Origin of the sequence: Amaricoccus sp., assembly GCF_047602525.1 — a bacterium.
Taxonomy (GTDB): Bacteria; Pseudomonadota; Alphaproteobacteria; order Rhodobacterales; family Rhodobacteraceae; genus Amaricoccus.
The window spans coordinates 784,176-811,119 of record NZ_JASGHB010000001.1 but is presented as its reverse complement, the minus strand read 5'-3'; the positions used below and the strand labels follow the sequence as shown (position 1 = coordinate 811,119).

General features: G+C 70.4%; 20 protein-coding genes, 1 tRNA gene and 2 pseudogenes. 15 read left to right on the top strand and 8 right to left on the bottom strand.

Annotation, left to right across the window (positions count from 1 at the left end):
• Positions 1-43 precede the first annotated feature (43 nt).
• The 3 genes from QM699_RS04455 (at position 44) to QM699_RS04445 (ending at position 2,692) form a co-directional block, all read left to right on the top strand.
• Positions 44-1,543: a sugar ABC transporter ATP-binding protein gene (locus QM699_RS04455; RefSeq protein WP_415009996.1), complete on the top strand. Its 1,500-nt coding sequence runs from the start codon at positions 44-46 to the stop codon at positions 1,541-1,543.
• Between the two features lie 3 nt (positions 1,544-1,546).
• A complete protein-coding gene (locus QM699_RS04450) occupies positions 1,547-2,554 on the top strand; it encodes an ABC transporter permease (RefSeq protein ID WP_415009995.1) in 1,008 nt (335 codons plus the stop codon).
• A gap of 64 nt (positions 2,555-2,618) precedes the next feature.
• Positions 2,619-2,692: transfer RNA gene (locus tag QM699_RS04445), tRNA-Gly, on the top strand.
• A gap of 127 nt (positions 2,693-2,819) precedes the next feature.
• Here the strand turns inward: QM699_RS04445 and QM699_RS04440 are convergent.
• The 3 genes and pseudogenes from QM699_RS04440 to uvrA form a co-directional block, all read right to left on the bottom strand.
• Positions 2,820-5,232: pseudogene (locus tag QM699_RS04440) on the bottom strand (ligase-associated DNA damage response DEXH box helicase).
• 197 nt (positions 5,233-5,429) lie between these two features.
• A complete protein-coding gene (locus QM699_RS04435) occupies positions 5,430-5,783 on the bottom strand; it encodes a VOC family protein (RefSeq protein WP_415009994.1) in 354 nt (117 codons plus the stop codon).
• The gene (gene uvrA, locus QM699_RS04430; protein WP_415009993.1) at positions 5,780-8,656 is read right to left on the bottom strand and encodes an excinuclease ABC subunit UvrA; all 2,877 of its coding nucleotides are present in this window, start codon (positions 8,654-8,656) and stop codon (positions 5,780-5,782) included. The genes QM699_RS04435 and uvrA overlap by 4 nt, the downstream gene beginning before the upstream one ends.
• 187 nt (positions 8,657-8,843) lie before the next feature.
• Here uvrA and QM699_RS04425 point away from each other — a divergent pair, with 187 nt between their 5' ends.
• Positions 8,844-9,653, top strand: coding sequence for an alpha/beta fold hydrolase (locus tag QM699_RS04425; protein WP_415009992.1), 810 nt, complete (start codon positions 8,844-8,846; stop codon positions 9,651-9,653).
• A 120-nt stretch (positions 9,654-9,773) separates the two neighbouring features.
• Positions 9,774-11,072, top strand: coding sequence for a PQQ-dependent sugar dehydrogenase (locus tag QM699_RS04420; protein ID WP_415009991.1), 1,299 nt, complete (start codon positions 9,774-9,776; stop codon positions 11,070-11,072).
• 235 nt (positions 11,073-11,307) lie between these two features.
• On the opposite strand, the gene QM699_RS04415 is transcribed toward QM699_RS04420, so the two are convergent.
• Entirely contained in the window at positions 11,308-11,868 is a 561-nt protein-coding gene (locus tag QM699_RS04415; RefSeq protein WP_415009990.1) for an HD domain-containing protein, read from the bottom strand.
• Between the two features lie 25 nt (positions 11,869-11,893).
• Positions 11,894-14,659 carry a preprotein translocase subunit SecA gene (gene secA, locus QM699_RS04410; protein WP_415009989.1) on the bottom strand — a complete coding sequence of 922 codons (2,766 nt, stop codon included), beginning with the start codon at positions 14,657-14,659 and terminating at the stop codon, positions 11,894-11,896.
• A gap of 263 nt (positions 14,660-14,922) precedes the next feature.
• On the opposite strand from secA, the gene QM699_RS04405 reads away from it, so the two are divergent.
• From QM699_RS04405 to QM699_RS04385, 5 genes are all read left to right on the top strand, one after another.
• Positions 14,923-15,357 (top strand): hypothetical protein, encoded by a 435-nt coding sequence (locus QM699_RS04405; RefSeq protein ID WP_415009988.1) that lies wholly within the window; start codon positions 14,923-14,925, stop codon positions 15,355-15,357.
• Positions 15,251-15,829, top strand: coding sequence for a peptidylprolyl isomerase (locus tag QM699_RS04400; RefSeq protein ID WP_415009987.1), 579 nt, complete (start codon positions 15,251-15,253; stop codon positions 15,827-15,829). The genes QM699_RS04405 and QM699_RS04400 overlap by 107 nt, the downstream gene beginning before the upstream one ends.
• Before the next feature lie 8 nt (positions 15,830-15,837).
• On the top strand, positions 15,838-17,115 hold the full coding sequence (gene argJ / locus QM699_RS04395; protein WP_415009986.1) for a bifunctional glutamate N-acetyltransferase/amino-acid acetyltransferase ArgJ: 1,278 nt from the start codon (positions 15,838-15,840) through the stop codon (positions 17,113-17,115).
• A 160-nt stretch (positions 17,116-17,275) separates the two neighbouring features.
• Entirely contained in the window at positions 17,276-17,674 is a 399-nt protein-coding gene (locus QM699_RS04390; protein ID WP_415009985.1) for a (deoxy)nucleoside triphosphate pyrophosphohydrolase, read from the top strand.
• A gap of 175 nt (positions 17,675-17,849) precedes the next feature.
• A complete protein-coding gene (locus QM699_RS04385) occupies positions 17,850-18,032 on the top strand; it encodes a hypothetical protein (protein WP_415009984.1) in 183 nt (60 codons plus the stop codon).
• A 3-nt stretch (positions 18,033-18,035) separates the two neighbouring features.
• Here QM699_RS04385 and hemH read toward each other — a convergent pair whose 3' ends face one another.
• The 3 genes from hemH to mutM form a co-directional block, all read right to left on the bottom strand.
• Positions 18,036-19,073, bottom strand: coding sequence for a ferrochelatase (gene hemH / locus QM699_RS04380; protein ID WP_415009983.1), 1,038 nt, complete (start codon positions 19,071-19,073; stop codon positions 18,036-18,038).
• Positions 19,074-19,122: 49 nt separating this feature from the next.
• Positions 19,123-19,983 (bottom strand): DUF2189 domain-containing protein, encoded by an 861-nt coding sequence (locus QM699_RS04375; protein ID WP_415009982.1) that lies wholly within the window; start codon positions 19,981-19,983, stop codon positions 19,123-19,125.
• Between the two features lie 359 nt (positions 19,984-20,342).
• Positions 20,343-21,191, bottom strand: a complete 849-nt coding sequence (mutM, locus tag QM699_RS04370; RefSeq protein WP_415009981.1) for a bifunctional DNA-formamidopyrimidine glycosylase/DNA-(apurinic or apyrimidinic site) lyase — start codon at positions 21,189-21,191, stop codon at positions 20,343-20,345.
• A 79-nt stretch (positions 21,192-21,270) separates the two neighbouring features.
• Here mutM and ubiE point away from each other — a divergent pair.
• From ubiE to QM699_RS04345, 5 genes and pseudogenes are all read left to right on the top strand, one after another.
• A pseudogene (gene ubiE, locus QM699_RS04365) lies at positions 21,271-22,027 on the top strand (bifunctional demethylmenaquinone methyltransferase/2-methoxy-6-polyprenyl-1,4-benzoquinol methylase UbiE).
• A gap of 1 nt (position 22,028) precedes the next feature.
• Positions 22,029-23,663 (top strand): 2-polyprenylphenol 6-hydroxylase, encoded by a 1,635-nt coding sequence (ubiB, locus tag QM699_RS04360; protein ID WP_415009980.1) that lies wholly within the window; start codon positions 22,029-22,031, stop codon positions 23,661-23,663.
• Entirely contained in the window at positions 23,633-24,367 is a 735-nt protein-coding gene (locus QM699_RS04355; RefSeq protein WP_415009979.1) for an SDR family oxidoreductase, read from the top strand. The genes ubiB and QM699_RS04355 overlap by 31 nt, the downstream gene beginning before the upstream one ends.
• A 16-nt stretch (positions 24,368-24,383) precedes the next feature.
• A complete protein-coding gene (locus tag QM699_RS04350; RefSeq protein ID WP_415009978.1) occupies positions 24,384-25,931 on the top strand; it encodes a sugar ABC transporter ATP-binding protein in 1,548 nt (515 codons plus the stop codon).
• Entirely contained in the window at positions 25,928-26,926 is a 999-nt protein-coding gene (locus QM699_RS04345; protein WP_415009977.1) for an ABC transporter permease, read from the top strand. The genes QM699_RS04350 and QM699_RS04345 overlap by 4 nt, the downstream gene beginning before the upstream one ends.
• The last annotated feature ends 18 nt before the right edge of the window (positions 26,927-26,944 follow it).

Sequence of the window (26,944 nt, the reverse complement as noted above, 5' to 3'; positions counted from 1 at the left end):
GACAGCGCGGCCCCGCCCCCTCGTGCGGGGCCGCTTGCATGACATGACAAAGCCGTTTCTCGAGCTGGTCGGGGTCTCCAGGACCTACCCCGGGGTCGTCGCCCTCGATGACGTGAGCCTCGCCATCCACCCCGGCGAGGTGATCGGCCTCGTCGGAGAGAACGGCGCCGGCAAGTCGACGCTGATGAAGATCCTCGGCGGGGTGATCGCGCCGAGCGCCGGCAGGCTCCGCGTCGACGGCGTGGAGCGCGAGTCGATGACCGTCCCGGACGCCATCGCGGCCGGCATCGCCTTCGTGCATCAGGAGCTGAACCTCTTCGACAACCTCGACGCGGCGTCGAACGTCTTCATCGGCCGCGAGCCGCTGAAGGGCGGGCCGCTGAAACTCGTCGACCGGGCGCGGCTCCACGCGGCCGTCCGGCCGCTCTTCGCGCGGCTGGGCGTCGACTTCGCCCCCGAGACGCCGGTCGCCGGCCTGTCGCTGGCGCAGCAGCAGCTCGTCGAGATCGCCAAGGCGCTGTCGCTCGACTCGCGCCTCGTCATCATGGACGAGCCGACCTCCAGCCTCACGCTGACCGAGACCGACCGATTGCTCAACGTCGTCGCCGACCTCAAGGCGTCGGGTGTCAGCGTCATCTTCATCTCGCACCGCCTCGACGAGGTGAAGGCGTGCGCCGACCGGGTGGTCGGCCTGCGCGATGGCCGCATCGCCGGCCACCTCTCGCGCGAGGAGATCTCCCCGCCCGCGATGATCCGCCTGATGATCGGCCGCGACCTCAAGGCGATCTACCGCCCGCCGGCCGCCCCGCCGGGCCCGCCGGTGCTCGAGGCGCGCGGCGTGACGACCGCCACCTACCCCACCCAGTCGGTCGACCTCGAAGTGCGCCGCGGCGAAATCCTCGGCCTCGCCGGGCTGATCGGCGCCGGCCGGACCGAACTCGCCCGCGCGCTCTTCGGCATCGACAGGGCCAAGGCCGGCGAGATCCGGCTCGACGGCCGCCCCGTCGCCCTCGCCTCGCCGCGCGACGCCATCGCCGCCGGGATCTACCTGGTGCCGGAGGACCGCAAGGCGGCGGGCGTCATCCTCGACCTGCCGATCAAGGACAACGTCACGCTGCCGCAGGTCGGCGCCCTCGCCCGCTTCGGCATCATCCGCCGCCCGGCCGAGCGGGCGATGGCCGAGGCCGAGCGCCAGCGGCTCGGCATCCGCGCGCCGTCGATCTTCACCAACGTCGGCACGCTCTCGGGCGGCAACCAGCAGAAGGTGGTGCTCTCGAAGTGGCTCGCGATGCAGCCGCGCGCGCTCATCTTCGACGAGCCGACGCGCGGCATCGACGTGGGCGCGAAGCGCGAAATCTACGACATGATGCGCGGCCTCGCCGACGCCGGCGTCGCCGTGCTCATGATCTCGAGCGACATGGAAGAGGTGATCGGCGTTTCCGACCGGATCGCCGTCATGCACGAGGGCGCCGTCGCCGGCATCCTCGAGCGCAAGGATTTCTCCGAGCACAAGGTGCTCGAGCTGGCCGTGGGCGAGGACTAGACCATGCAGAAGAAGGACATCGGCCTCCTGGTGCTGATCCTCGTGGTGGGGGCGGTGGTCGCCTTCATCAACCCGCGGTTCCTGTCGCCGATCAACCTCGCGAACACCGCCAATCTCATCGGGCTCTTCGGGCTCTTCGCCATCGGCCAGGGGTTCGTCATCATCACCGGCGGCATCGAGCTGTCGGTCGGTTCGGTGATCGCGCTGCTCGGCGTGCTGTTCGTCGACCTGATCGCCAGCTACGGCGTGCCGTGGCCGGTGTCGCTGGTGCTGATGCTGGTGCTCGGCGCCGCGATCGGGCTGGCGCACGGCCTGCTCATCACCCGGCTGAACATGCAGCCCTTCATCGTCACGCTCTGCGGCCTGCTGATCTACCGCGGCATCGCCCGGTGGTACACCGCCGACGGCACCGTCGGCTTCCAGTTCGGCCAGAGCTTCCCCACGCTCGACTGGCTCACCATCGGGCGCACCGCCGGCGTGCCGCACTCACTCGTCGCCATGCTGGTCGTGGCGGCGGTGATGTGGGTGGTGCTGCACCGCTCGGTCTTCGGCCGCTATCTCTTTGCCGTCGGCAAGAACGAGGAGGCGGCGCGCTATGCCGGCGTGCCCACCGGCCGGGTGATCGTCGCGGCCTACGTCATCTGTGCCGTGCTGACCGCCATCGCCGCGATCTTCTTCGCGATGTACACGAAGTCGATCTCGCCCTCGTCCCACGGCAACTTCTACGAGCTCTACGCCATCGCCGCCGCCGTGCTCGGCGGCTTCTCCCTGCGTGGCGGCGAGGGCTCGATCATCGGCGTCGTCCTCGGCGCGGTGCTGCTGCAGATGCTGCAGAACCTCGTCAACCTCCTCGGCATCCCGAGTTCGCTCAACTTCGCGGTGATGGGCTCGGTGATCCTGATCGGGGTCCTCGCAGACCAGCAGTTCGACTCCTACCGCCGCCGGCGCGCCGCCGCGCGGCTGCCCGACCAGTCGGACGCCCCGAGGCCGCAGGCCGCCGGGGCACACTGACGAGGGGCGTCCTGACGCATTGACCTTGCAGCCCGCCCGCGCGCGCGCCTATAACGGCCAGCGCGCGGGTGTAGCTCAATGGTAGAGCAGCAGCCTTCCAAGCTGAATACGTGGGTTCGATTCCCATCACCCGCTCCACGCTCCCCCTGACCCCGAACCGCGGAACCGGCGCTCGCGCGAGGCCGTTGTCCGGCGGGAGGATCGCGGTCTGGTCCGAGCTTGCCTGCCCCTGTCGCGGGGCGATCGGCCGTCCGCTCTCGCCCGCCTAACCCCCTTCCTCCGGCTGCGCGTCCAGCCCCGCCTCGGCGAGGAGGGCGCTGGCCGCTTCGGCGACCAGCCGCGCCTCGGCGCGGCCGCGGATCGGCACGCGGCCCATCTCGAGGAACAGCGGTGCGGCGAGCGGCGTGACGTGAGGCGCCCGCACCACCTCGATGCGGCCGCGACTTCGATCCAGCATCTCCTCGATGCGGCCGAAATCCACCAGCCCCCGGCCCGCCTCGGTCCGCGTGACGCGGAGCAGCAGGTGGCCGGGGTCATAGCGGCGCAGCGTGTCATAGAGGATGTCGGTTGAGAACGTCGCCTGCCGCCCGGTCTTGCGCAGGCCGGGCATGTTGCGCTCGATCAGCCCGGCGATGGTCGCCGCGGTGCGGAACGTGCGCTTCATCACCGCATTCTCGCCGAGCCACCCCTCGAGGTCGTCGCGCAGCGCCATCGGCGCCAGCAGGGCGGCCGGATCGGCCACCGCATCGAGCCCGGTCACGAGCAGCGCATAGTCGTTCGCCACGAACGACAGCGGGTGCAGCCCCGCGGTCTCCATCCGCCGCGTGACCAGCAGCCCGAGCGTCTGGTGCGCGTTCCGCCCGGCGAAGCCGTAGAGACAGAGGTGGTGGTGCGGCCCGCGGGCGAAGGTCTCGGCGAGAATGTGCCCCGGCCGCGGCAGGCGGCTCACCTCGGCCTGCAGCGCCAGCCAGTCGCGGATGTAGCCGGGCAGGCCGGTCCACGCGCCCGGATCGGCGAGGAGCGCGATCACCCGGTGCGACAGCAGCGTCGACGTGGCGAGCTTGGTGCCGCCGTACATCGCCACGCGCGGGTTGAGCGAGACCTGCCGCGTCACCTCCACCGTCATCTCGCGCAGGGAGTTCGAAGCGCACCGTCTCGCCGCCGAACAGGAACGTGTCGCCGGGCCGCAGGGTCGCGGCGAAGTCCTCTTCGATCTCGCCGAGCGGCATCCCGCCCCGGCCCTTCAGCCGGACCTTCAGAAGCTCGGTCGTGACGATGGTGCCGACGTTCATGCGGATCGCCTGCGCCCGCCGCGGGTCGCGCAACTGCCAGCGCCCCTCACGCTCCACCAGCCGCTGCCAGCGGTCGTAGGCGCGCAGCGCATAGCCGCCGGTGGCGCAGAACGCAAGGCAGTCGTCGAAGTCCGCCCGCGACAGGCCGGCATAGGGCCCGGCGGTGCGCACCTCGTCGAAGAGCGCGTCGGCCTCGAACGGCCCGGCGCAGGCAACGAGCAGGATGTGCTGGCAGAGCACGTCGAGCGGCCCCGGCCCCCGCGGCTCGCCGTCGAGCGCCTGCGCGCGCACCGCGTCGAGCGCGGCCCGGCACTCCAGCACCTCGAAGCGGTTCGCGGGCACCAGCACCGCCCGCGACGGGGCGTTGTAGCGGTGGTTCGCCCGGCCGATGCGCTGCACCAGCCGCTTGACGTTCTTCGGCGCGCCGACCTGGATCACCAGATCCACGTCGCCCCAGTCGATGCCGAGATCGAGCGAGCCGGTGGCGACGATGGCGCGGAGTTCCCCCGCCACCATGGCCGCCTCGACCTTGCCCCGCGCCTCGCGCGACAGCGAGCCGTGGTGCAGGGCGACGGGCAGCCCCTCGTCGTTCGCCGCCCAGAGGTGTTGAAAGAACAGCTCCGCCTGCGCGCGGGTGTTGATGAAGACGAGCGTGGTCTTCGCCCGGCGGATCAGCTGCATGACCGCCGGCGCCGCATAGGCCGCGGTCTGCCCGGCCCAGGGCGGCGGGGTCTCGGTCTCGAGGATCGCGATGTCGGGCTCCGGCCCCGGCTCGGCCAGCAGCACCCGCGTCCCCGCCCCGAGCCACGCCGCGAGTGCCGGCGGATCCTCGACGGTCGCCGACAGGCCGACCCGCGCGAGGCCGGGCGCGAGAGCCTGCAGGCGGGCGAGGCAGAGCATCAGCTGGTCGCCGCGCTTCGATTCCGCCAGCGCATGGATCTCGTCGACGATCACCCGCCGCAGCCCGCCGAAGATCGCCGGCGCCTGCTCGTAGGACAGCATCAGCGCCAGCGACTCCGGCGTGGTCAGCAGGATGTGCGGCGGATCGACGCGCTGCCGCGTGCGCGCCGCCGATCCGGTGTCGCCCGTCCGGTCCTCCACGCGGATCGCCAGACCCATCTCGGCGAGCGGTCCGGTGAGGTTGCGGCGAATGTCCGCGGCGAGCGCCTTCAGCGGCGAGACGTAGAGCGTGTGCAGCCCCGGCTCCGCCGCCGTCCCGAGCGCCACGAGGCTCGGCAGGAACCCGGCCAGCGTCTTGCCGCCGCCGGTCGGCGCGATCAGCAGCGTTGACGGGTCGCCGGCGCGCGCCAGCAGCTCGAGCTGGTGCGGATGCGGCGACCAGCCACGCCGGGCGAACCAGCCGGCGAAGGGCTCGGGCAGCGTCATCGGCCCGGACCCGGCGCCGCAGCGCGGGTGGAACGGCGGACTCTGGCGCACAAGTTCCCGTGACGAGACGGGCCACCGGATGATGCCGTATACGCCCCGTGGGCGGCGTGGGGACTGACGAGAATACGAGTACGAGGTTGAGCGGAGCGAGCCCCCGCGCCCGCTTCCACGCCGCCCGCCCCTGCCCCGCCCATGGCCTAGCCGGTATGGGCGGGCACGTTGACGAGCCGGCCCGCCGGGTCGCGCAGGTAGAACCGCCGGACGCCCCATGGCTCCACGGCGGGGCCGTAGGCCGACGGGGGACCCGCCGCCTGCGCCCGCACGAAGGTCGCGTCGAGATCGTCGACCTCGATCGACAGCGCGGGGACGGCCGTTCCCGACCCGCCCTCCGTCGCAATGCCGAGCTGCACCGCCTGCATCTGCGGCGCGCCGAGCGCGACGATCCAGCCGGGATCCATCAGCGTGGCGAGGCCGAACACCTCGGCGTCGAAGGCGCGAACCGGGGCAATCTCGTCGGTGGCGATGTTCGCGACGATGCGCCGGACCGTCATTCCGCCGCCACCCGGCTCTCGCCGAGGATCGACGCGAGATAGCGCCCGGTGTGGCTCTCCTTCACCCGCGCCACCTGCTCCGGGGTGCCGGTGGCGACGATGCTGCCGCCGCCGTCGCCGCCCTCCGGGCCGATGTCGATCAGGTGGTCGGCGGTCTTGATGACGTCGAGGTTGTGCTCGATGACGATCACGGTGTTGCCCTGCTCCACCAGCTCGTGCAGCACCTCGAGCAGCTTCTTCGTGTCCTCGAAATGCAGGCCCGTGGTCGGCTCGTCGAGGATGTAGAGCGTCCGGCCGGTGGAGCGCCGGCTCAGCTCCTTCGACAGCTTCACCCGCTGCGCCTCGCCGCCCGAGAGCGTCGTCGCCTGCTGCCCGACCTTGATGTAGCCGAGGCCGACGCGCATCAGCGTCGTCATCTTGTCGCGGATCGACGGCACGGCGGAGAAGAACTCCTCGGCGTCCTCCACCGTCATGTCGAGCACGTCGGCGATGCTCTTGCCCTTGAACAGCACCTCCAGCGTCTCGCGGTTGTACCGCCTGCCCTTGCAGGTCTCGCAGGTGACGTAGACGTCCGGCAGGAAATGCATCTCGATCTTGATGACGCCATCGCCCTGGCACGCCTCGCAGCGACCGCCCTTGACGTTGAAGCTGAACCGCCCGGGCTGATAGCCGCGCGCCTTCGCCTCCGGCAGCCCGGCGAACCAGTCGCGGATCGGGCCGAAGGCGCCCGTATACGTCGCCGGATTCGACCGCGGCGTGCGGCCGATCGGCGACTGGTCGATGTCGATCACCTTGTCGAGCAGCTCCAGCCCCTCCACCGCCTCGGCGGGCGCAGGCGTCTGGCGCGCGCCGTTGAGCCGCATCGAGGCGGTCTTGAACAGCGTCTCGATGGTCAGCGTCGACTTGCCGCCGCCCGAGACGCCGGTGACGCAGGTGAAGGTGCCGAGCGGAAACTCCGCGGTGATGCCGCGCAGGTTGTTGCCGGTGGCGTTGACCACCCGCAGCTTCTTGCCGTTGCCCTTGCGGCGCTTGGGCGGAATGTCGATGCGCCGCGCGCCGGTGAGGTACTGCCCGGTGATCGACGCCGGATTGGCGGCGATCTGCGCCGGCGTGCCCTCTGCGATGATGTTTCCGCCGTGGACGCCCGCGCCCGGGCCGATGTCCACCACGTGATCCGCCTCGCGGATCGCCTCCTCGTCATGCTCGACGACGATCACCGTGTTTCCCGCGTCGCGCAGGTTCTTCAGCGTGGTCAGCAGGCGCCCGTTGTCGCGCTGGTGCAGGCCGATCGACGGCTCGTCGAGCACGTAGAGCACGCCGGTCAGGCCCGAGCCGATCTGGCTCGCCAGCCGGATCCGCTGGCTCTCGCCACCCGACAGCGTGCCGGCGTTGCGCGCCAGCGTCAGATAGTCGAGCCCGACGTTCACCAGGAACCCGAGCCGCTCGCGGATCTCCTTCAGGATCGCGCGGGCGATCTCGTTCTTCTGCGCGGTCAGCGTCGCAGGGGCCGCCTCGGTCCAGGCCAGCGCCTCGCGGATCGACAGGCGCACCACCTCGCCCACGTGGTTGCCCGCGATCTTCACCGCCAGCGCCTCGGGCTTCAGGCGATAGCCGTGGCAGGTGCCGCACGGGCGGTTGTTCTGGTAGCGCTCCATCTCCTCGCGCGACCAGGCGCTGTCGGTCTCGCGATAGCGCCGCTCCATGTTGGGGATGACGCCCTCGAACGGCCGCTCGATCTCGTAGACCCGGCCGCCCTCGTCGAAGCGGAAGCGGACCTTCTCGCCCTTCGAGCCGTGGAGCAGAACCGCACGCGCCGCCTCCGGCAGGTCGCGCCAGCGGGTCTTCGGATCGAAGCCGTAGTGCTTCGACAACGCCTCGATCGTCTGCTTGTAGTAGGGCGACGTCCCTTTCGCCCACGGGGCGATGGCGCCCCGCATCAGCGGCAGGCTCTCGTCCGGCACGATCAGCCGCGGGTCGAAGAAGAGCTCCACCCCGAGCCCGTCGCACGCCGGACAGGCGCCGAACGGCGCGTTGAACGAGAAGAGCCGCGGCTCGATCTCGGGGATGGTGAAGCCCGACACCGGACAGGCGAAGTTCTCGGAGAAGGTGATCCGCTCGGGCTCCGGCGCGCCCGCGCCCTCCTCGGCCACCGGCGCGGTCTCCAGGATGGCGATGCCGTCGGCGAGGTCGAGCGCGGTGCGCAGGCTGTCGGCGAGCCGGGTTTCCAGACCCTCGCGCACCACGATGCGGTCCACCACCACGTCGATGTTGTGGCGATATTTCTTGTCGAGTTCCGGCGGGCTGTCGAGGTCGTGGAACGTCCCGTTCACCTTCACCCGCTGGAAGCCCTTCTTCAGCAGCTCGGCGAATTCCTTGCGGTACTCGCCCTTGCGATCGCGCACGATCGGGGCGAGCAGATAGGCGCGGGTGCCCTCCGGCAGGGCCATGGTGATGTCGACCATCTGGCTCACCTGCTGCGCCTCGATCGGCAGGCCGGTCGCGGGCGAGAACGGCGTGCCGACCCGCGCGAACAGCAGGCGCATGTAGTCGTAGATCTCGGTAACGGTGCCGACGGTCGAGCGCGGGTTCTTCGAGGTGGTCTTCTGCTCGATCGAGATCGCGGGGCTGAGGCCGGAGATATGGTCGACGTCCGGCTTCTGCATCATGTCGAGGAACTGCCGGGCATAGGCCGACAGGCTCTCCACGTAGCGCCGCTGTCCCTCGGCATAGATCGTGTCGAACGCGAGCGACGACTTCCCCGAGCCGGAAAGGCCGGTGATGACCACGAGCTGGTCCCGCGGCAGGTCGATGTCGATCGACTTCAGATTGTGCTCGCGTGCGCCGCGGATTTCGATGAACTTCTGTTCAGCCATGCCTGCCCATCCTCGCCGAGAGCCTTACATAGCGCCTCGCGCCGCAGATGCGAGTCCCGCACCTTGGCTAGAACAAAGCGTGACCTTCCGCAAGCGCGCGGCCGCGCCCTGTGCGGGGAGGACGACGGAACCCGCCGCCGACGCGCGGTGTTGATGGGCGAACTCACGCCCGAAGGAGCACCATCCGATGACCGACCCCGTCAGGCTTCACGTCGAGGACACCGGCGGCAGCGGCCGTCCGGTCGTGCTCATCCACGGCTGGCCGCTCTCCGGCGCCTCGTGGAAGAAGCAGATCGGGCCGCTCGCCGCGGCCGGCCACCGCGTCATCACCTACGACCGCCGCGGCTTCGGCCGGTCCGACAAGCCGGATTCCGGCTATGACTACGACACGCTCGCCGCCGACCTCGAGGGGGTGCTGGCGGGGCGCGACCTGTCGGACGTGACGCTGGTCGGATTTTCCATGGGCGGCGGCGAGGTGGCGCGGTACGTCGCGAGCCACGGCGAGGGCCGGCTCGCGGCGGTCGTCTTTGCCGCGGCCGTCCCGCCGTACCTGATGAAGACGCCGGACAATCCCGACGGCCCGCTGACCGAGGATGCGGCGAAGGATATGGAAGTGGGGCTGCGCGCCGGCCGCGAGGACTTCTTCGACGGCTTTACCCGCGCGTTCTTTTCGGTGGACGGCGACCTCAAGGTCAGCGAGGCCGAGCGCCAGGAGGCGGTCGGCCTCTGCCTGCAATCGAGCCAGGTGGCGGCGCTCGGCTGCATGCAGGCGTTCGGCACCACCGACTTCCGCGACGATCTCGGCAAGATCAGCGTGCCGACGCTGGTGCTGCACGGCGATTCGGACGCGATCGTGCCGATCGAGGGCTCCGGCGCCCTCACCCATGCGCGCATCGCCGGCAGCCGCCTCGTCATCATCGAGGGCGCGCCGCATGGCTGCAACGCGAGCCACGCCGATGCCTTCAACGCCGGCCTGCTCGACTTCCTCGGGCGCTGAGCCTGCGGCGGGCCCGGCGGGGTTCCCCGCGCCGGCCGCATCCGCTAGCGTGCCGCCGCCGACGACCGGCAGCCGCCTGACGGCGACCGGGAGGCGGCGGCAGCATTGCGAGGGACACTGATGGCATTTTCCGACGTCTTCGCCCGGGGCGTGGCGATGATCGGCGCGGCGGCGATCCTCGCCCGGCGCTGGGGGAAGACACCCCATCCCGCGGCGTTGGGCGACAACCCGACGATCCCCGAGGCGAAGCCGCAGGGGATCCCGACGCTGAAGATGCCGACGGCGAAGGGGTGGAGCGGCGGCCGCGCGCCCGTCGCCGCGGCCGGGCTGCGGGTCAATGCCTTTGCCACCGGGCTGAAGCATCCCCGCTGGATCCACGTGCTGCCCAACGGCGACGTGCTGACCGCCGAGGCGCTGCAGGACTTCGGCAAGGTGCGCACGCCGTTCGACTATGCGATGTTCTCGACGATGAAGCGCGCGGCCGCCGTGGGCCCGAGCCCGAACCGCATCACCCTGCTGCGCGATGCCGACGGCGACGGCACGGCGGAGGTGCGCGAGGTCTATCGCTCCGGCCTGCGGCAGCCGTTCGGCATGGCGCTCGTCGGCGACACCTTCTTTCTCGCCAACACCGACGGCGTCCTCGCCTTTCCGTTCGTCCCCGGCGCGACCCGGCTCGAGGGCGAGGGCCGGCGCATCGCCGGTTTCGAGCCCGGCGGCCACTGGACGCGCAGCCTGCTCGCGAGCCCCGACGGGCGGCGGCTCTACGTCGGCGTCGGCTCGCTCACCAACATCGCCGATCAGGGGATGGAGGTCGAGCAGGGCCGCGCCGCCATCTGGGAGATCGACCTCGAAACCGGCGCGGCGCGGGTGTTCGCCGGCGGCCTGCGCAATCCGGTCGGACTCGCGTGGGAGCCGTCGACGCAGGCGCTCTGGACCGTGGTGAACGAGCGCGACGGGCTCGGCGACGAGACCCCGCCCGACTATCTCACGTCGGTGCGGGAAGGCGGCTTCTACGGCTGGCCCTATTCCTACTGGGGCGGCACGGTGGACGACCGGGTGCCGCAGGACGCGGCCAAGGTCGCCTCGGCGCTGACGCCGGACTACGCGCTCGGCGGGCACACCGCCTCGCTCGGCCTGTGCTGGCTGCCGGAGGGGTTCTTTCCCGGCTGGCCCGAGGGCATGGCGATCGGCCAGCACGGCTCTTGGAACCGCTCGAACCTCAGCGGCTACCGGGTGATCTTCGTGCCGTTCGCGAACGGCAAGCCCTCCGGTGCGCCGCGCGACATCCTGACCGGGTTCCTGTCACCGGACGAGAAGGAGTCCTGGGGCCGGCCCGTGGGGGTGACGGCGGCGCCGAACGGCGCGCTGCTGGTGGCGGATGATGTCGGCGACGTGATCTGGCGCGTGACCCCGGCCTGACCGGGCGGAGCGCCGGCCTCGCGGGGCATGAAGCCCCCGCTCGGCCGACGCTTGTCGGTCGGCCGCCGTTGCGGCCTCCCTTCGGCGGCAGCGGGCTTTCGCCCGCTTGGGTCGGATGTTCTCCCCGCCTTTGCGGGGCCCCTGCGTCCTGCCCGATAGGGTTTCTGCCTGTATGAAAACCGGGGACGGGACAGAACCCCGGCGGACGGCATGGCTTTGGCGGAGAGACGGCGCGCTATCGGCGGGCGAGGCGCTCGGTCTCGGCATCCACCGGGGCCCGCAGGGCGGCGATGAGCGGGTGGGCGTCCGTGTGCGCGCGGCCGTAGGCGAGATTGAAGGCATAGTCGAAATCGGGAGGATTGGCGCCCTGCGTGTGCTGCAGCACGGTCTCCAGCCGGTCGAGGCCCTTGGCGAGCCGCGCCTCCGGGGTCTCGACGGCGGTGTATTCATCCCACGCGGCGAGCAGCCGGGCGCGAGCCGGCTCCGGCAGCGGCGCGAGCAGGCTCACGAAGTCGTGGCGCTCGCTCACGGTCTTGTCGCCCTGCTGTGCCGGGGCCGGCACATCGCCCGACACCGCCTCGCCAAGGTCGTGGACGATCAGGAGGGCGATGAGCCGGGCGATGTCGATCCCCGGCAAGGCGTCGGCCAGGGCGAGCGCCATCAGGCAGAGCCGCCAGCTGTGCTCGGCGGTGCTCTCGGGGCGGCCCTGCCGGGTGTGGCCGCTGCGCAGCGTGTCCTTCAGCGCCTCGGCGGCACGGAAGAACGCGAGGTAGCCCTCGATGTCGGTTGCGGCCATGCGTGCCCCGGGACGGGCCGGGGGATCAGACCCGGCCGTGGCAGTGCTTGTACTTCTTGCCCGAGCCGCAGGGGCAAGGGTCGTTGCGGCCGCTGGCGCCCCAGGTGCCCGGATCGGCCGGGTCGACACCGGCGGCAAGCTCGGAGCCGGCATAGGCGGGGGCGGCGTCACCGGCCATCGCCGGCACGCGCAGCGTTTCGACCGAGGCCTGCGCCGCCGCCAGCGCGCCCTGCTGCGCGGCCGCCTGCGCCTGCGCGCGGGCCTGCATCTCGGCGATCATCGCCTGCTGCTCGTCCTGGGTCATAACCTGGACGTGGGCAAGCAGCCGGCTCACCTCGAGGCGCAGCCGGTTCAGCAGGCCCTCGAACAGCTGGAAGCCCTCGGACTTGTACTCGTTCAGCGGGTCACGCTGGGCATAGCCGCGGAAGCCGACGACGCTCCTCAGGTGCTCGAGGGTGACGAGATGCTCGCGCCAGTTCTGGTCGATGGTCTGCAGCAGCACCTGCTTCTCGATGGCGCGCATGGTGGGCTCGCCGTAACGGGCCTCCTTCTCCGCCATCAGCCGGTCGACCGCCTCGGTCATCCGCTCGCGGATGTCGCTGTCGTCGACGCCTTCCTCCTCGGCCCAGTCCTTGAACGGGAGATCGAGGCCGAAGACCTCGCGGGTGCGGGTGGCGAGGCCGTCGATGTCCCACTGGTCGGCATAGGCGCGCGCGGGGATGTGCTCGGCCACGAGGTCGTCGACCACCTGCCGGCGCATGTCGCCGGTGACTTCCGACAGGTCCTGCGACTCCATGATCTCGCGGCGCTGGGCGAAGATCGCCTTGCGCTGGTCATTCATCACGTCGTCGTACTTGAGCAGATTCTTGCGGATCTCGAAGTTGCGCGCCTCGACCTTGCCCTGCGCCTTTTCCAGCGCCTTGTTCACCCACGGGTGGATGATCGCCTCGCCTTCCTTCATGCCGAGCTTGCCGAGCATGGAGTCGAGACGGTCGGATCCGAAGATCCGCATCAGGTCGTCCTCGAGCGAGAGATAGAAGTTGGTCCGCCCCGGGTCGCCCTGCCGACCGGAACGGCCGCGGAGCTGGTTGTCGATGCGGCGGCTCTCGTGCCGCTCGGTGGCGAGCACGTAGAGGCCGCCGGCGCCGAGCACCTTTTCCTTGTTCGCCGCGACCTCCGCCTCGATGCGGGCGCGGACGGCGGCCGGGTCGGCGGCGCGCCCTTCCCGCTCGGCGATCTCCAGCTCGGAGACGACGCGCATGTCGACGTTGCCGCCGAGCTGGATGTCGGTGCCGCGGCCGGCCATGTTGGTGGCGATGGTGACGGCGCCCGGCACGCCGGCCTCGGCGACGATGCCCGCCTCCTGCTCGTGGTAGCGCGCATTCAGCACGTTGTGCGGCACGCGTGCCTTCTTCAGCAACTCCGAGAGCATCTCGGACTTCTCGATCGACGTCGTGCCGACGAGGATCGGCTGGCCCGCCTCGTTCGCGCGCTTGATCTCGAGCACGATCGCGTCGAACTTCTCGCGGGCGGTGCGGAACACCTGGTCGTCGTGGTCCTGCCGGATCACCGGCTTGTTGGTCGGCACCTCGACGACGCCGAGCTTGTAGATCTCGAAGAACTCGTCGGCCTCGGTCGCGGCCGTGCCGGTCATGCCGCCGAGCTTGTCGTAGAGCCGGAAGTAGTTCTGGAAGGTCACGGAAGCGAGCGTGACGTTCTCGGGCCGGATCGAGACGTTCTCCTTGGCCTCGATCGCCTGGTGCAGGCCGTCCGACAGGCGCCGGCCCTGCATCATGCGGCCGGTGAACTCGTCGATGAGCATCACCTCGCCATTGCGGACGATATAGTCCTTGTCGCGGTGGAACAGCACGTGCGCGCGCAGCGCCTGGTTCACGTGGTGGACGATGTTGGTGCTCTCGGGATCGTAGAGCGTGGCGTCGTCCGCGAGCAGGCCCATCTCGCGCAGGCGGGTCTCGACGAACTCGTTGCCCTCCTCGGTGAGGGTGGTCGAGCGCTGCTTCTCGTCGAGGTCGTAGTGTTCGGCCGTCAGCTCGGGGATGAGCTTGTCGATGGCGATGTAGAGCTCGCTGCGATCCTGGCTCGGGCCGGAGATGATCAGCGGCGTCCTCGCCTCGTCGATCAGGATCGAGTCGACCTCGTCGACGATCGCAAAGTAGTGATCGCGCTGCAGCACCTGCGCCAGGTCGGACTTCATGTTGTCGCGGAGGTAGTCGAAGCCGAGCTCGTTGTTGGTGGCATAGGTGATGTCGGCGTCGTAGGCGACCTTCTTGTCGGCCTCCTCCATGCCGGGAACGACGACGCCCACGGTCATGCCGAGGGCGTGATAGACCAGCGCCATCCAGTCGGCATCGCGCTTGGCGAGATAGTCGTTGACGGTGACGACATGCACGCCGCGCCCGGTCAGCGCATTCAGGTAGACCGGCAGCGTCGCCATAAGCGTCTTGCCCTCGCCGGTCTTCATCTCGGCGATGTTGCCCTGGTGCAGGAAGATGCCGCCCATGAGCTGCACGTCGAAGGGGCGCAGGCCGAGGGTGCGGCGCGCTGCTTCACGAGCGTTGGCAAAGGCTTCGGGCAGCAGGCTGTCGAGGGTCTCGCCCCTGGCGAGGCGCTCCCTGAACTCGACGGTCTTGGCGCGGAGGCCCGCATCGTCGAGGGCGCGAAACTCAGGCTCGAGGGCGTTGATCCGCTCGACGAGGGGGCGGGTCGCCTTCACCTTCCGGTCGTTCGGAGAGCCGAAGACCTTCTTCGCCAGCGTGCCGATGCCGATCATGCAGTGCGTGTCCTCAAATCCCGCGGCCGTCGGGCCGATGCCCCGCCGTTGTCCCAGCCCACCGATCTGTTATTGCGGGGGCGCTTGTTCAGGCGCGCCGAACCGTCTAAGCAACGCACGGCGCGAGCGGCCCGGCTTCAGCCGTCAGGGGATGTAAGCGGCTGCACTGCGCCTGTCAACGGCGCCCCCTCGCGCGGGTGCCACATGCGGAATTGCACGGGAAAGCGCGCCGCAGACACGGCGCGAACGGGAGATCACAACCAATGCGCAGCACCCTCGCGGCCAGCCTGATGGCCGGCATCGCCGCCTTCATCGCCGCCCCGGGCTTCGCCCAGGACCAGACCGCGCCGGCGCCGGCCGCGGACGCCGCCCAGGCCGCCCCGAAGGACTACAACGCCGACACGGTGCTCGCGACGGTGAACGGCACGCCGATCACGCTCGGCAACGTCATCGTCATGGTCGGCGCGCTGCCGCCGCAGTACCAGAACCTGCCGGATGGCGCGCTCCTGAAGGGGCTGCTCGACCAGATGGTCGACCAGCAGCTGCTCGCGGGCGCCGAGTTCGACCTCGCCGGACAAGGATCCGCTGCAGGTGAAGCTTGCCGTCGAGAACCAACGGCGCACCGCGCTCGCCAGCATGGCGGCGCAGTCGTCGGTCGCGGCGGCGGTGAGCGACGACGCGGTGAAGGCGGCCTATGACAAGATGGTCGCGGACTTCAAGCCGGCGACCGAATGGAACGCCTCGCACATCCTCGTCGACAGCGAGGACAAGGCCAAGGAACTAAAGGCCAAGATCGACGGCGGCGCCGACTTCGCCGAAGTGGCGAAGGCGAATTCCAGCGACGGCTCGGCCGCGTCGGGCGGCGATCTCGGCTGGTTCGGCGCCGGACAGATGGTGCCGGAGTTCGAGACCGCGGTGAAGAGCCTGCAGAAGGGCGAAGTGTCCGCCCCGGTCAAGACGCAGTTCGGCTGGCACCTCGTGAAGCTCGTCGACACCCGCGAGACGACGCCGCCGACGCTGGACGAGGCCAGGCCGCAGATCGAGAACGACCTGCGCCAGGCCGCGCTCGAGGCGAAGATCACCGCGCTGCGCCAGGCCGGCAAGGTCGAGGTGAACGAGGACGCGGTGCCGGCGGCGGCGATCCGCGACGGCAACCTGCTGACGAACTGAGGCCGGGCATGGCGGGGACGAAGGCTGCGCCGCCGGTTTCACCGCTCGCACCCGCGGGTGGCTTTCCGGCCCTGCCGCCCGTTGCGGGCGTGCGCTTCGCCGCGGCGGAGGCCGGGGTGCGCTACAAGGGGCGCCTCGACGTGATGCTGGCGGAGATCGCGCCGCGCGCGTCGATCGCCGGGGTGTTCACCCGCTCGGCCACCCGGTCCGGGCCGGTGCTCGCCTGCGAGGAGAAGCTCGCGGCGCTGCACGGCGGCGGCGCGGGTGCGTCCGACGGCGGTTTCGCGATCCTCGTCAACTCCGGCAACGCCAACGCCTTCACCGGCAACGCCGGCCGCGCGGCGGTGGACGCCACCGTCAAGGCGGTGTCGGGCGCCCTCGGGATCCCGGAGGGGCACGTCTTCACCGCCTCGACCGGGGTCATCGGCGAGCCGCTGCCGGCCGAGCGCATCGTCGCCGCGGTCACGGGCCTGCGCGACGCCCTCTCCGCGGACGCGGCGGAGCGGGCGGCGCGGGCGATCATGACGACCGACACCTTCCCGAAGGGCGCGGTCGAGACGCTCGACCTCGGCGGCGTGCCGGTGACGATCATGGGCTTCGCCAAGGGTTCGGGCATGATCGCGCCGGACATGGCGACGATGCTGGTCTACCTGTTCAGCGACGCGGCGATCGAGCCGGGGCTGCTGCAGGCGATGGTGTCGCGACAGGCGGACCGCACCTTCAACGCGATCACCGTCGATGGCGACACCTCGACCTCCGACACGCTCGTGATGGCCGCGACGGGCAAGGCGGCGATGCCGCGGATCGCCGCGGCGGATGACGCGCGCGCCGCCGCGTTCGAGGCGGCGCTGGGCCGGGTGATGCTCGATCTCGCGCATCAGGTCGTGAAGGACGGCGAGGGCGCGACGAAGTTCGTCGAGGTGCGGGTGACGGGCGCGGCGACCGAACAGGACGCCCGCAAGGTCGGCTTTGCCATCGCCAACTCGCCGCTGGTCAAGACCGCGTTCGCCGGCGAGGATCCGAACTGGGGACGCATCGTGATGGCCGTCGGCAAGTCCGGCGCGGCGGCAGATCGCGATCGCCTGTCGATCCGGTTCGGCGACATCCTCGTGGCTGAAAAGGGCTGGGTCGCGCCGAGCTATCGCGAGGCGGACGGCGCGGCCTACATGAAGCGCGCCGATCTCGTCGTCGGGGTCGACCTCGGGATCGGGTCGGGCGCGGCGACGGTGTGGACCTGCGACCTCACGCACCGCTACATCGAGATCAACGCCGACTATCGCTCGTGACCCGCGGCCTCGCGGGCGCGAACCGGGACGGGTCGGCGGCGGCGATTGCGGCGCGGATGCGCCCGGCCTCGCCCGCCGTGTCCTGCTCCCGCCCGCAGCGCAGCCCGGCCGGCCGGGTAGCGGCGGGGCGGTTCACGGCACGGCCGGGAGTGAGCGCGCGATGAGGCTGGTGCTCGTGGTGGCGGTCGCGCTCGTCGATGTCGACGGGCGGGTGCTGATCGCGCAGCGGCCGGAGGGCAAGGCGATGGCCGGGCTCTGGGAGTTTCCGGGCGGAAAGGTCGAGGCCGGCGAGACGCCGGAGGCCGCGCTGATCCGGGAGCTTCAGGAAGAGCTTGGCATCGACACGTGGGCGAGCTGCCTCGCGCCGCTGACCTTCGCCAGCCATGCCTACGACGACTTCCACCTGCTGATGCCGCTCTATGCCTGCCGCAAGTGGCAGGGGGTGCCGACGGCCCGGGAGCACACTGTGCTGAAGTGGGTCGGCGTGCGGGAACTCGCGGCCTACCCGATGCCGCCTGCGGACAGGCCGCTGGTCGCCATGCTGCGCGACTGGCTCTGAAACCGGCCGGATGCGGCCGGCAGACGGTTTCCGGCGGGGCGCCGAGGCTGCGACAAAGGTCGCGCGGCGGGATCATAATAAATTCGTGACGGACGGAACCGACTCAGTTAACCATTTCCAAACGTAACCAAGAGAGTTTGCCGTGAAGGCGAACGGTCGGGAAGGAGATGCCCCCATGTACCAGACCATCCAGGTTTCGAGCCGTGTCTCGGTCTACGGCGAACTCGTCGAGCGGCTGCCCGACGGCCAGGTCGTCGTCCGCGACGGGCTGAACGTCTATCGCGGCCAGCCGGTCGCGCCGTTCATGATGGCGCAGGACTCCCTCGGCCGCCTCGGGACGCAGGCCGACGCCCGCTGAGACTCAAAGCCAGCCGGCAAGCTCGCGCTCGAGAATCGAGACCATCATCTCGACGTGCGCGGGCCCGGCGTTGAGGCAGGGGATGTAGGCGAAGCTTTCACCGCCCGCGTGCAGGAATGCCTCGCGGATCTCGCCCTCCACCTCCTCCAGCGTCTCAACGCAGTCGGCCGAGAAGGCCGGCGCCATCACGGCGATGTGGCGCTTGCCGGCCTTGGCCAGCCGCGCCACCTCTTCCACCGTGTACGGTTTCAGCCATTCCTCGCGTCCGAAGCGCGACTGGAAGGCGATCACCACCTCCGCCTCCGGAAAGCCGAGACGCTCGCGCAGCAGGCGCGTCGTCTTCTGGCAGTGGCAATGATACGGATCGCCCTCGCGCAGGTAGCGCTCCGGCATGCCGTGGTAGCTGGTGACGAGCAGGTCGGGCCGGCGGGACAGGCCGGCATAGGTCTCCTCGACCGACCGGGCCAGCGCCTCGATGTAGAGCGGATGGTCGTGATAGCTCGGCACCGTGCGCAGGGCCGGCTGCCGGCGCAGCGTCATCAGCGCGCGAAACGCCTGGTCGTTCGCGGTGGCGGTCGTCGGCGCGGAATACTGCGGATAGAGCGGGAAGAAGACGATGCGCTCGCAGCCGGCGCGCACCATCCGCTCGATCACCGACGGGGTGGAGGGATTTCCGTAGCGCATGGCGAAGTCGACCATGATCCGGTCGCCGTGGCGCCCGGCAAGGGCGGCGGCGACGGCGGCGGTCTGGGCGCGGGTGATGACGAGCAGCGGGCTGGCGTTGGCCTCGCGGTCCCAGATCTTGTCGTAGTTGGCTCCGGAACTCTTGGGCCGCTTCGAGAGAATGATGAGTTGGAGGATCGGCTGCCACTTCCAGCGTGGCAGGTCGATCACGCGCTCGTCCGACAGGAACTCGTTCAGGTAGCGCCGCATCGACCAGTAGTCGGTGGCGTCCGGGGTGCCGAGGTTGGAGAGGATGACGCCGACCTTCGGCTCCGGGATGCGCGGGTGGCTGGCGGGAAGAGCGGGTGCGTCGGTCATGCCCCGCTCTCTAGCCGGGAACGCCGGCCGCCTCAATCCGCCGCGCCGGTCAGACGACCGTCCGGCGGTAGAGATGCCAGGTGGCATGGCCGAGGATCGGCATCACCACGATCAGCCCGAGAAACAGCGGGATCGAGCCGAGGACCAGGCTCGTCGCGACGATCGCGCCCCACGCGGCAACTGGCACGGGGTTGGCCGCGGTGACGCGGAGCGAGGTGATGACCGCGGCAGGCACCCCGACGCCGCGGTCGAGCAGCAGCGGGAAGGACACCACGCTGACCGCGAGCGCAAGCGCGGCGAAGAGCGCGCCCACCGCGATACCGACGATCGCCATGGTGAGGCCGGCCGGGGTGGTCGCGACGTCGCGGGCAAAGGCGCCGATCGACGCCGGGGCCTCGGCGCCCATGGTGGCGACGAAGATGCCGTGGGCGGTCAGGATCCAGACGATGAAGAGCGCCCCGAGCATCAGTCCGAGCGCAAGGATGGCGCCGAAGTTCGGCGATTTCACCACCGCGAACGCATGTGACCACCCGGGCTCGAGGCCCATCTCGCGCTGGCGGCTCATCTCGTAGAGGCCGACGGCGGCGACCGGGCCGACGATGGCGAGGCCGGAGACCGCCGGGAAGAGCAGCGGCAGCAGGTTGCGGTCGAGCGCGAACCACGCGACGAGCAGGCCGATCGCCGGATAGAGCAGGCAGAGGAAGGCGACGTCGGTCCGGCAGGCCATGAAATCGTCGACGCCGCGGCGCAGCACCTCGGGCAGATCGGCGAGCTGGATGCGGCGGACCTGCGGCAGGACGAGGTCGTCGGTCTCGTGGCCGACGTGGGAGGCAACCGAGCCGAGGTGGTGGCTGACCGCCTTGGCGTGGTCGACGCTCCAGGAGAGCGGGTTTCCAATGGTCTCAGGCATGGGCTTCCTCCGACAGTCGTGTTGCTGGCGGGAGGCCTTGCGACGGGCGGATCGGCCCGCCACGGCGGCAGCCTCTCTCTCTCCTGTCACGATAGCAGACCCGCGGGCGGAGGGGGACTCACGATTGCAGGCGCGGGCGGACGGGATGCGGGGGGAGCGCCGGCCTCGGGGAGCCTTTCGGGCTCCCGCTCGTCCGACGCTACGTGACAGGCCGCCGTTGCGGCCCGTCCCTCAGGAGCCGCGCCGTTGCGCGGCGAGTCTTTCTTTCTCCCCGCCTGTGGGCGGGGCCCCTGCGACTGCCCGATAGGGTTTCTGCCTATATGAATACCCTTGGTGTCGTGCGCGCGGCCCTGCGCGGGTCAGTGCTGGCAGGCCGGGCAGAAGAAGCTGGAGCGGCCGGACTGGACGACGCGGGCCACGGTGCCGCCGTCGGCGCGGGGACACGGCGCGCCTTCGCGGCCGTAGACGGCAAAGCTGTGCTGGAAATAGCCGAGTTCGCCATCGGCCTGGCGATAGTCCTTCAGCGACGAGCCGCCGGCGGCGATGGCATCGAGCAGGACGGCGCGCACGGCGGCGGCGAGCGTGTCGGCCTCGGCCGCCGTCACGTCGCCCGCGAGGCGCAGCGGCGAGATGCGGGCGCGCCAGAGCGCCTCGCAGACGTAGATGTTGCCGAGCCCCGCCACCACCCGCTGGTCGAGCAGGACCGCCTTGACCGGGGTGAAGCGTCCCGTCATCCGGGCATGGAGGGTTGCGCCGGCGAATTCGTTGCCGAGCGGCTCGGGACCGAGCCCCGCCAGCAGGCGGTGGCGTCCGAGATCCGCCGTCGGCCAGAGGTCCATCGCGCCGAAGCGGCGGGCGTCGTTGAAGGTGACGCGTGCGCCGCCGTCCATGTCGAGCACCACATGGTCGTGCCTCGCCGGCGCCGGGTGCGGGTGGTGAAAGGCGCCGAGCGTGGCGCCCGAGACCAGCATCCGCCCCGACATGCCGAGATGCGCGATCAGCGTGTCGCCGCCGTCGAGGTCGGCGAGCAGGTACTTCGACCGCCGCCGCAGCGCCAGCACCCGGGCCCCGGTCAGCCGGGCGGCGAGGCCGGGCGGGAACGGCCAGCGCAGGTCCGGGCGGCGCACCTCGGCCCGGGCGATGCGCTGTCCCGCGAGCACCGGCTCCAGTCCCCGCCGCACTGTCTCGACCTCGGGCAGTTCCGGCATGGGCGCGTTCCCTCCTCGCCGGTTGCAGCCGGCCACCCGCGGCTTATAAGGCAGACCCGAGGTTCATCGGAAGGCCGGCATGTCGGACGACGAGACGCGCACCACCCACTTCGGCTTCGACACCGTGCCGGAGGCCGAGAAGGCCGGCCGCGTCCACGGTGTCTTCTCGTCGGTCGCTTCGCGCTACGACCTGATGAACGACGCCATGAGCCTCGGCATCCATCGCCTGTGGAAGGACGCGATGCTGGACTGGCTCGCGCCCCGGCCCGGGATGCGGCTGCTCGACGTGGCGGGCGGCACCGGCGACATCTCCTTCCGCTTTCTCGAGCGGCTGAAGGGCGAGGGCGCCGCCACGGTGCTCGACATGACCGAGGGCATGCTGCTCGAGGGGCAGAAGCGGGCCGAGGCCACGACCTTTGCCGACAGGCTGACCTGGGTCGTCGGCGACGCCATGGCGCTGCCGTTCGAGGCGAACACGTTCGACGCCTATACGATCTCCTTCGGCATCCGAAACGTCACGCGCATCCCCGACGCCCTCTCGGAGGCGTTCCGCGTGCTGCGCCCCGGCGGACGGCTCATGGTGCTGGAGTTCAGCCAGATGCCGGAGCCGGCGCTGCAATGGCTCTACGATCGGTACTCGTTCAACGTCATCCCGCCGATGGGCCAGCTGCTCGCCGGGGATCGCGCGTCCTACCAGTACCTCGTCGAGTTCGATCCGGCGCTTCCCGGATCAGGAGACCTTCGCCGGCCTGATCCGCGACGCAGGTTTCGGGCAGGTCCGCTACCGCAACCTTTCCATGGGCATCGCCGCGCTGCATTCCGGCTGGAAGCTCTGACTTGCGCGGCCCGCACAATATCTGGCGGCTGATCCGCACCGGCGCGACCTTCGAGCGCACCGGGGCCATGGCCCAGGCGCTCGAGGCGTTCGACGCGCCGCCCGCCGCGCGGGTGGCCGCCCGGGTGCTCGGCTGGCCGTTCCAGTGGCTCGGGCTGGAAGGCGACCCGCGCCAGCCGCCGGTGCTGCGCGCGATCTCCGCGCTCGGGCCCGCCTACATCAAGTTCGGCCAGCTGCTCTCCACCCGCCCCGACGTGGTGGGGCCGGAGCTGGCGAACGAGCTGCGCGTCCTGCAGGACGCGCTGCCCGCCTTTTCCATCGAGGAGGCCCGCGCGACCGTTGCGGCCGAGCTGGGCCAGCCCGTCGAGGCGGTGTTTTCCGAGTTCGAGCCGCCGATCGCCGCCGCCTCGCTCGCGCAGGTCCACCGCGCGCGCCTGCGCGAGACGGGACAGGTCGTCGCCGTCAAGGTGCTGCGCCCCGGCATCGAGCGGGCGTTCCTGCGCGATGTGGATGCGTTCTACTTCGCGGCGTCGATGATCGAGCTGCTGGCGCCCTTCGCGCGACGCCTGCGGCCGAAGGCCGTGATCGAGCACTTCGAGGGCGTGGTGCAGGGCGAACTCGACCTGCGCATGGAGGCCGCCGCCGCCGCCGAATTCCGCTCGAACACCGAGCGCGATCCGGGGTTCCGGGTGCCGGCGGTGATCTGGCCCGCGTCCGGCCGGCGGGTGATGACCTCCGAGTGGGTGACAGGCACTCCGATGGGCGACGTCCTTGCCCTCGCGCAGCGGGACATCGACCTCGTCCGCCTCTCGGAGCGGGTGATCCAGACGTTCCTCACCCACGCGCTGCGCGACGGGTTCTTCCACGCCGACATGCACCAGGGCAACCTCAAGGTCGGGCCGGACGGGGCCATCGTCGCGCTCGACTTCGGGATCATGGGCAGGATCGACGCCTATACCCGCCGGGTCTATGCCGAGATCCTCATCGGCTTCCTGCGCCGCGACTATGCCAAGGTCGCGGCGGTGCATTTCGAGGCCGGCTATGTCCCGCGCGACCGCGACCCCGACGCGTTTGCCCAGGCGCTGCGCTCGGTCGGCGAACCGATCTTCGGCCAGGATGCCACCCGCATCTCCATGGCGCGCCTGCTCGCGCACCTGTTCGAGGTGACGGAGCGGTTCGGGATGCAGACCCGCACGGAGCTGATCCTGCTCCAGCGCACCATGGTCGTCGTCGAGGGTGTGGCACGCAGCCTCAACCCGGCGATGAACATGTGGGAGACCTCGCGGCCGGTCGTCACCGACTACATCAGCTCGAATCTCGGCCCCGCCGCGGTCGCCCGCGATCTCGTCGCCGCCGCGCGCGTCCTGTCGCGCATCGGCCCGCGCCTGCCGCAGCTGGCCGAGGCCGCGCTCGTCCAGGTCAACACCCCTGCCCCCGAGCGGCGCACCCGCGCTCTTCCGGCCTGGGCCTGGGACTCGGCGGCATCGTGGTCGGCGCGGGGCTCGTGGCGCTCGGGACTCTGCTCGGCTGAGCGCGTAAACCGCTTGCCTTTGTTTTTTATCCAGATACACAATTCGCCGCAAAAGCGGCTCGGGGGGAAGACGGAATGCGGCTCAAGGACAAGACGATTTTCGTGACGGCTGCCGGCCAGGGCATCGGCCGGGCCAGCGCCATCGCGCTCGCGGCCGAGGGCGCACGGGTGATCGCCACCGACCTGCGTGCCGCGCTGCTCGACGGGCTCGACATGGAGACGCGGGAGTTCGACGTCACCGATGCCGCCGCCGTCACGAAGATCGCGGCGGAGATCGGTCCGCTCGATGGCGTGTTCAACTGCGCCGGCATCGTCCACAACGGCGCCCTGCTCGACATCGCCGATTCCGACTGGGACTTCGCCTTCGCGCTCAACGTCACCGCGATGATGCGCCTCAATCGTGCCGTGCTGCCGGGCATGCTGGCGCGCGCGCGGGAGACGGGCTCGGCCTCGATCCTCAACATGGCGTCGATGGCCTCGTCGATCAAAGGCTTTCCCAACCGCTGCGCCTATGGCGCGTCCAAGGCCGCGGTCATCGGCCTCACCAAGGCGATCGCGGCCGACTATGTGAAGCAGGGGATCCGCTGCAACTGCCTCTGCCCGGGCACCGTCGACACGCCGAGCCTGCGCGGCCGCATCGCCGACTCGCCCGACCCGGTGCAGGCGGAGAAGGATTTCATCGCCCGCCAGCCGATGGGCCGGCTCGCCACGACCGCGGACATGACCGGAATGGTCGTCTACCTGCTGTCCGACGAAAGCCGCTTCGTCACCGGGCAGTCGATGCTCGTCGACGGCGGCGTCACCATCTGACGGGAGAGGGCACGCGATGGCCGACTCCACGCCAGACGCGCGCAGACCGGACCTCGTGCGCATGGAGGCGATCGACAAGCGCTTCCCCGGGGTCCACGCGCTGCGCTCCGTCCACTTCGACCTGCGCGCGGGCGAAGTCCACGCCCTCATGGGCGAGAACGGCGCCGGCAAGTCGACGCTGATGAAGTGCCTCTCGGGCGTCTACCAGCCGGACGGCGGCCGCATCCTGATTGACGGATCGGAGGCGGCGCTGCCGACGCCGAGAGCCGCCCAGGCGCTCGGGATCGGCATCATCCATCAGGAGCTCGCGCTCATGAAGGATCTGACCGTCGCGCAGAACATCTGGATCGGCCGCGAGCCACGCCGCGCGCTCGGGCGGCTCGACGAGGCGCGGCTCAATGCCGACACCGCCGCCCTGTTCCACGCCATGAACATCGCGCTCGACCCCACGACGCTGGTCGAGGGCCTGACCATCGCCAAGCAGCAGATGGTGGAGATCGCCAAGGCGCTCTCGTTCCGCAGCCGTGTGCTGGTGATGGACGAGCCCACCGCCGCGCTGAACGACGCCGAGATCGCCGAGCTTTTCACCATCATCCGCAGGCTGCGCGCCGAGGGCGTCGGCATCGTCTACATCAGCCACAAGATGGACGAGATCCGCCGCATCGCCGACCGCGTGACGGTGATGCGCGACGGCGCCTACGTCGGCACCGTCGAGGCGGCGTCGACGCCGATCGGCAAGATCATCGCCATGATGGTCGGCCGGGAGCTGACCGACGAGACACCGGAAATCCCCGACCTCTCGGCCGCCGAGGTCGCCCTCGAGGTGCGCGGCATCACCCGCGGGCTGGAGCTGAAGAACATCGGCTTCAGCCTGAGGAAGGGCGAGATCCTCGGCTTCGCCGGCCTGATGGGCGCGGGCCGCACCGAACTCGCCCGCGCCATCTTCGGCGCCGACCCGCGCGACTCGGGCGACATCCTCGTCCACGGCCGCCCGGTGCAGATCACCCGGCCGCAGGACGCGGTTCGCGCCGGCATCGGCTACCTGTCGGAAGACCGCAAGCACTTCGGCCTCGCCCTCGGCATGGACGTGCGCGCCAACATCGCCATGGCGAGCCTGCGGCGCTATGCCGACCGCCTCGGGCGCATCGACGAGCGACAGCTCGGCCGGATCGCCCGCGACTACGTCGAGCGCCTGCGCATCCGCACCCCCTCCGACCGGCAGGAGGTGCGCCTGCTCTCGGGCGGCAACCAGCAGAAGGTCGTGATCGCCAAATGGCTCCTGCGCGACTGTGACATCCTGATCTTCGACGAGCCGACCCGCGGCATCGACGTCGGTGCCAAGGCCGAGATCTATCGCCTGCTCCAGGGCCTCGCGGCACAGGGCAAGGCGATCATCGTCATCTCGTCCGAGCTGCCCGAGGTCCTGCGCCTGTCCCACCGTATCGCCGTGATGTGCGAGGGCCGCCTCACGGGCTTTCTCCCCGGCGGCCCCACCACCACGCAGGAGCAGATCATGCACCTCGCCACCCTCCGCCCCGACATGACCGAGGCAACCGCCGCATGACCGACGCAGCCAGCTCCACGCCAGCCTCCCCCCGCCGCCTCGGCGCACAGCAGAAGCTCTGGGCCTTCGCCAGCCTGATCGTCCTGCTCGTCTTCTTCTCGCTGGCCTCGCCCAACTTCCTGCAGACAACGAACCTGCTCGCCGTGCTGCAGGCCACCGCCGTCAACGGCGTGCTCGCGATCGGCGTCACGATGATCATCATCACCGGCGGCATCGACCTCTCCATCGGCACGCTGATGACGTTCACCGCCGTCACCTCGGGCGTCATCCTCACCTACTGGGGCCTGCCCCTGCCCTTCGGCGTGCTCGGCGCCATCGGCATGGGCGCGTTCTCGGGCCTCGTCTCCGGGACGCTCGTCACCCGGATGCGCATCCCGCCGTTCATCGCCACGCTCGGGATGATGCTGATCCTGAAGGGGCTGTCGCTGGTCGTCTCGGGCACCAAGCCGATCTACTTCAACGACACCCCCGGCTATACCGACATCGCCCAGGGCTCGCTGATCGGCGACATCATTCCGGCCGTGCCGGTGCCGAACGGCGTGCTCGTGCTCTTCCTCGTCGCGCTCGTCATGGCCTGGGTGCTGAACCGCACGGTTCTCGGCCGCTACTGCTTCGCCATGGGCTCGAACGAGGAGGCGGTGCGCCTCTCCGGCGTCGACACCACCGCGTGGAAGACGGCGATCTATGTGCTCGGCGGCGCGATCTGCGGCATCGCCGGCCTGCTCATCTCCTCGCGCCTCAACTCGGCACAGCCGGCGCTCGGCCTCGGCTACGAGCTTGACGCCATCGCCGCCGTCGTCATCGGCGGCACCTCGCTCGCCGGCGGCCGCGGCTCGATCCTCGGCACCGTCATCGGCGCGCTCATCATGGCCGTGCTGCTGAACGGCCTGCGCATCATGTCGGTGGCGCAGGAATGGCAGACGGTCGTGACCGGCATCATCATCATCGCCGCCGTCTATCTCGACATGCTGCGCCGGGAAAAATCGGCCGGCTGACCCGCAAGACGATCATCC

Coding starts and splice junctions, on each gene's coding strand:
- QM699_RS04415 (WP_415009990.1), bottom strand. CDS start 11,868: ATGGCCGCAACCGACATCGAGGGCTACCTCGCGTTCTTCCGTGCCGCC.
- QM699_RS04420 (WP_415009991.1), top strand. CDS start 9,774: ATGGCATTTTCCGACGTCTTCGCCCGGGGCGTGGCGATGATCGGCGCG.
- QM699_RS04375 (WP_415009982.1), bottom strand. CDS start 19,983: ATGCCTGAGACCATTGGAAACCCGCTCTCCTGGAGCGTCGACCACGCC.
- uvrA (WP_415009993.1), bottom strand. CDS start 8,656: ATGGCTGAACAGAAGTTCATCGAAATCCGCGGCGCACGCGAGCACAAT.
- secA (WP_415009989.1), bottom strand. CDS start 14,659: ATGATCGGCATCGGCACGCTGGCGAAGAAGGTCTTCGGCTCTCCGAAC.
- QM699_RS04385 (WP_415009984.1), top strand. CDS start 17,850: ATGTACCAGACCATCCAGGTTTCGAGCCGTGTCTCGGTCTACGGCGAA.
- QM699_RS04425 (WP_415009992.1), top strand. CDS start 8,844: ATGACCGACCCCGTCAGGCTTCACGTCGAGGACACCGGCGGCAGCGGC.
- QM699_RS04455 (WP_415009996.1), top strand. CDS start 44: ATGACAAAGCCGTTTCTCGAGCTGGTCGGGGTCTCCAGGACCTACCCC.
- hemH (WP_415009983.1), bottom strand. CDS start 19,073: ATGACCGACGCACCCGCTCTTCCCGCCAGCCACCCGCGCATCCCGGAG.
- argJ (WP_415009986.1), top strand. CDS start 15,838: ATGGCGGGGACGAAGGCTGCGCCGCCGGTTTCACCGCTCGCACCCGCG.
- QM699_RS04390 (WP_415009985.1), top strand. CDS start 17,276: ATGAGGCTGGTGCTCGTGGTGGCGGTCGCGCTCGTCGATGTCGACGGG.
- mutM (WP_415009981.1), bottom strand. CDS start 21,191: ATGCCGGAACTGCCCGAGGTCGAGACAGTGCGGCGGGGACTGGAGCCG.
- QM699_RS04405 (WP_415009988.1), top strand. CDS start 14,923: ATGCGCAGCACCCTCGCGGCCAGCCTGATGGCCGGCATCGCCGCCTTC.
- QM699_RS04345 (WP_415009977.1), top strand. CDS start 25,928: ATGACCGACGCAGCCAGCTCCACGCCAGCCTCCCCCCGCCGCCTCGGC.
- QM699_RS04350 (WP_415009978.1), top strand. CDS start 24,384: ATGGCCGACTCCACGCCAGACGCGCGCAGACCGGACCTCGTGCGCATG.
- QM699_RS04355 (WP_415009979.1), top strand. CDS start 23,633: ATGCGGCTCAAGGACAAGACGATTTTCGTGACGGCTGCCGGCCAGGGC.
- QM699_RS04450 (WP_415009995.1), top strand. CDS start 1,547: ATGCAGAAGAAGGACATCGGCCTCCTGGTGCTGATCCTCGTGGTGGGG.
- QM699_RS04435 (WP_415009994.1), bottom strand. CDS start 5,783: ATGACGGTCCGGCGCATCGTCGCGAACATCGCCACCGACGAGATTGCC.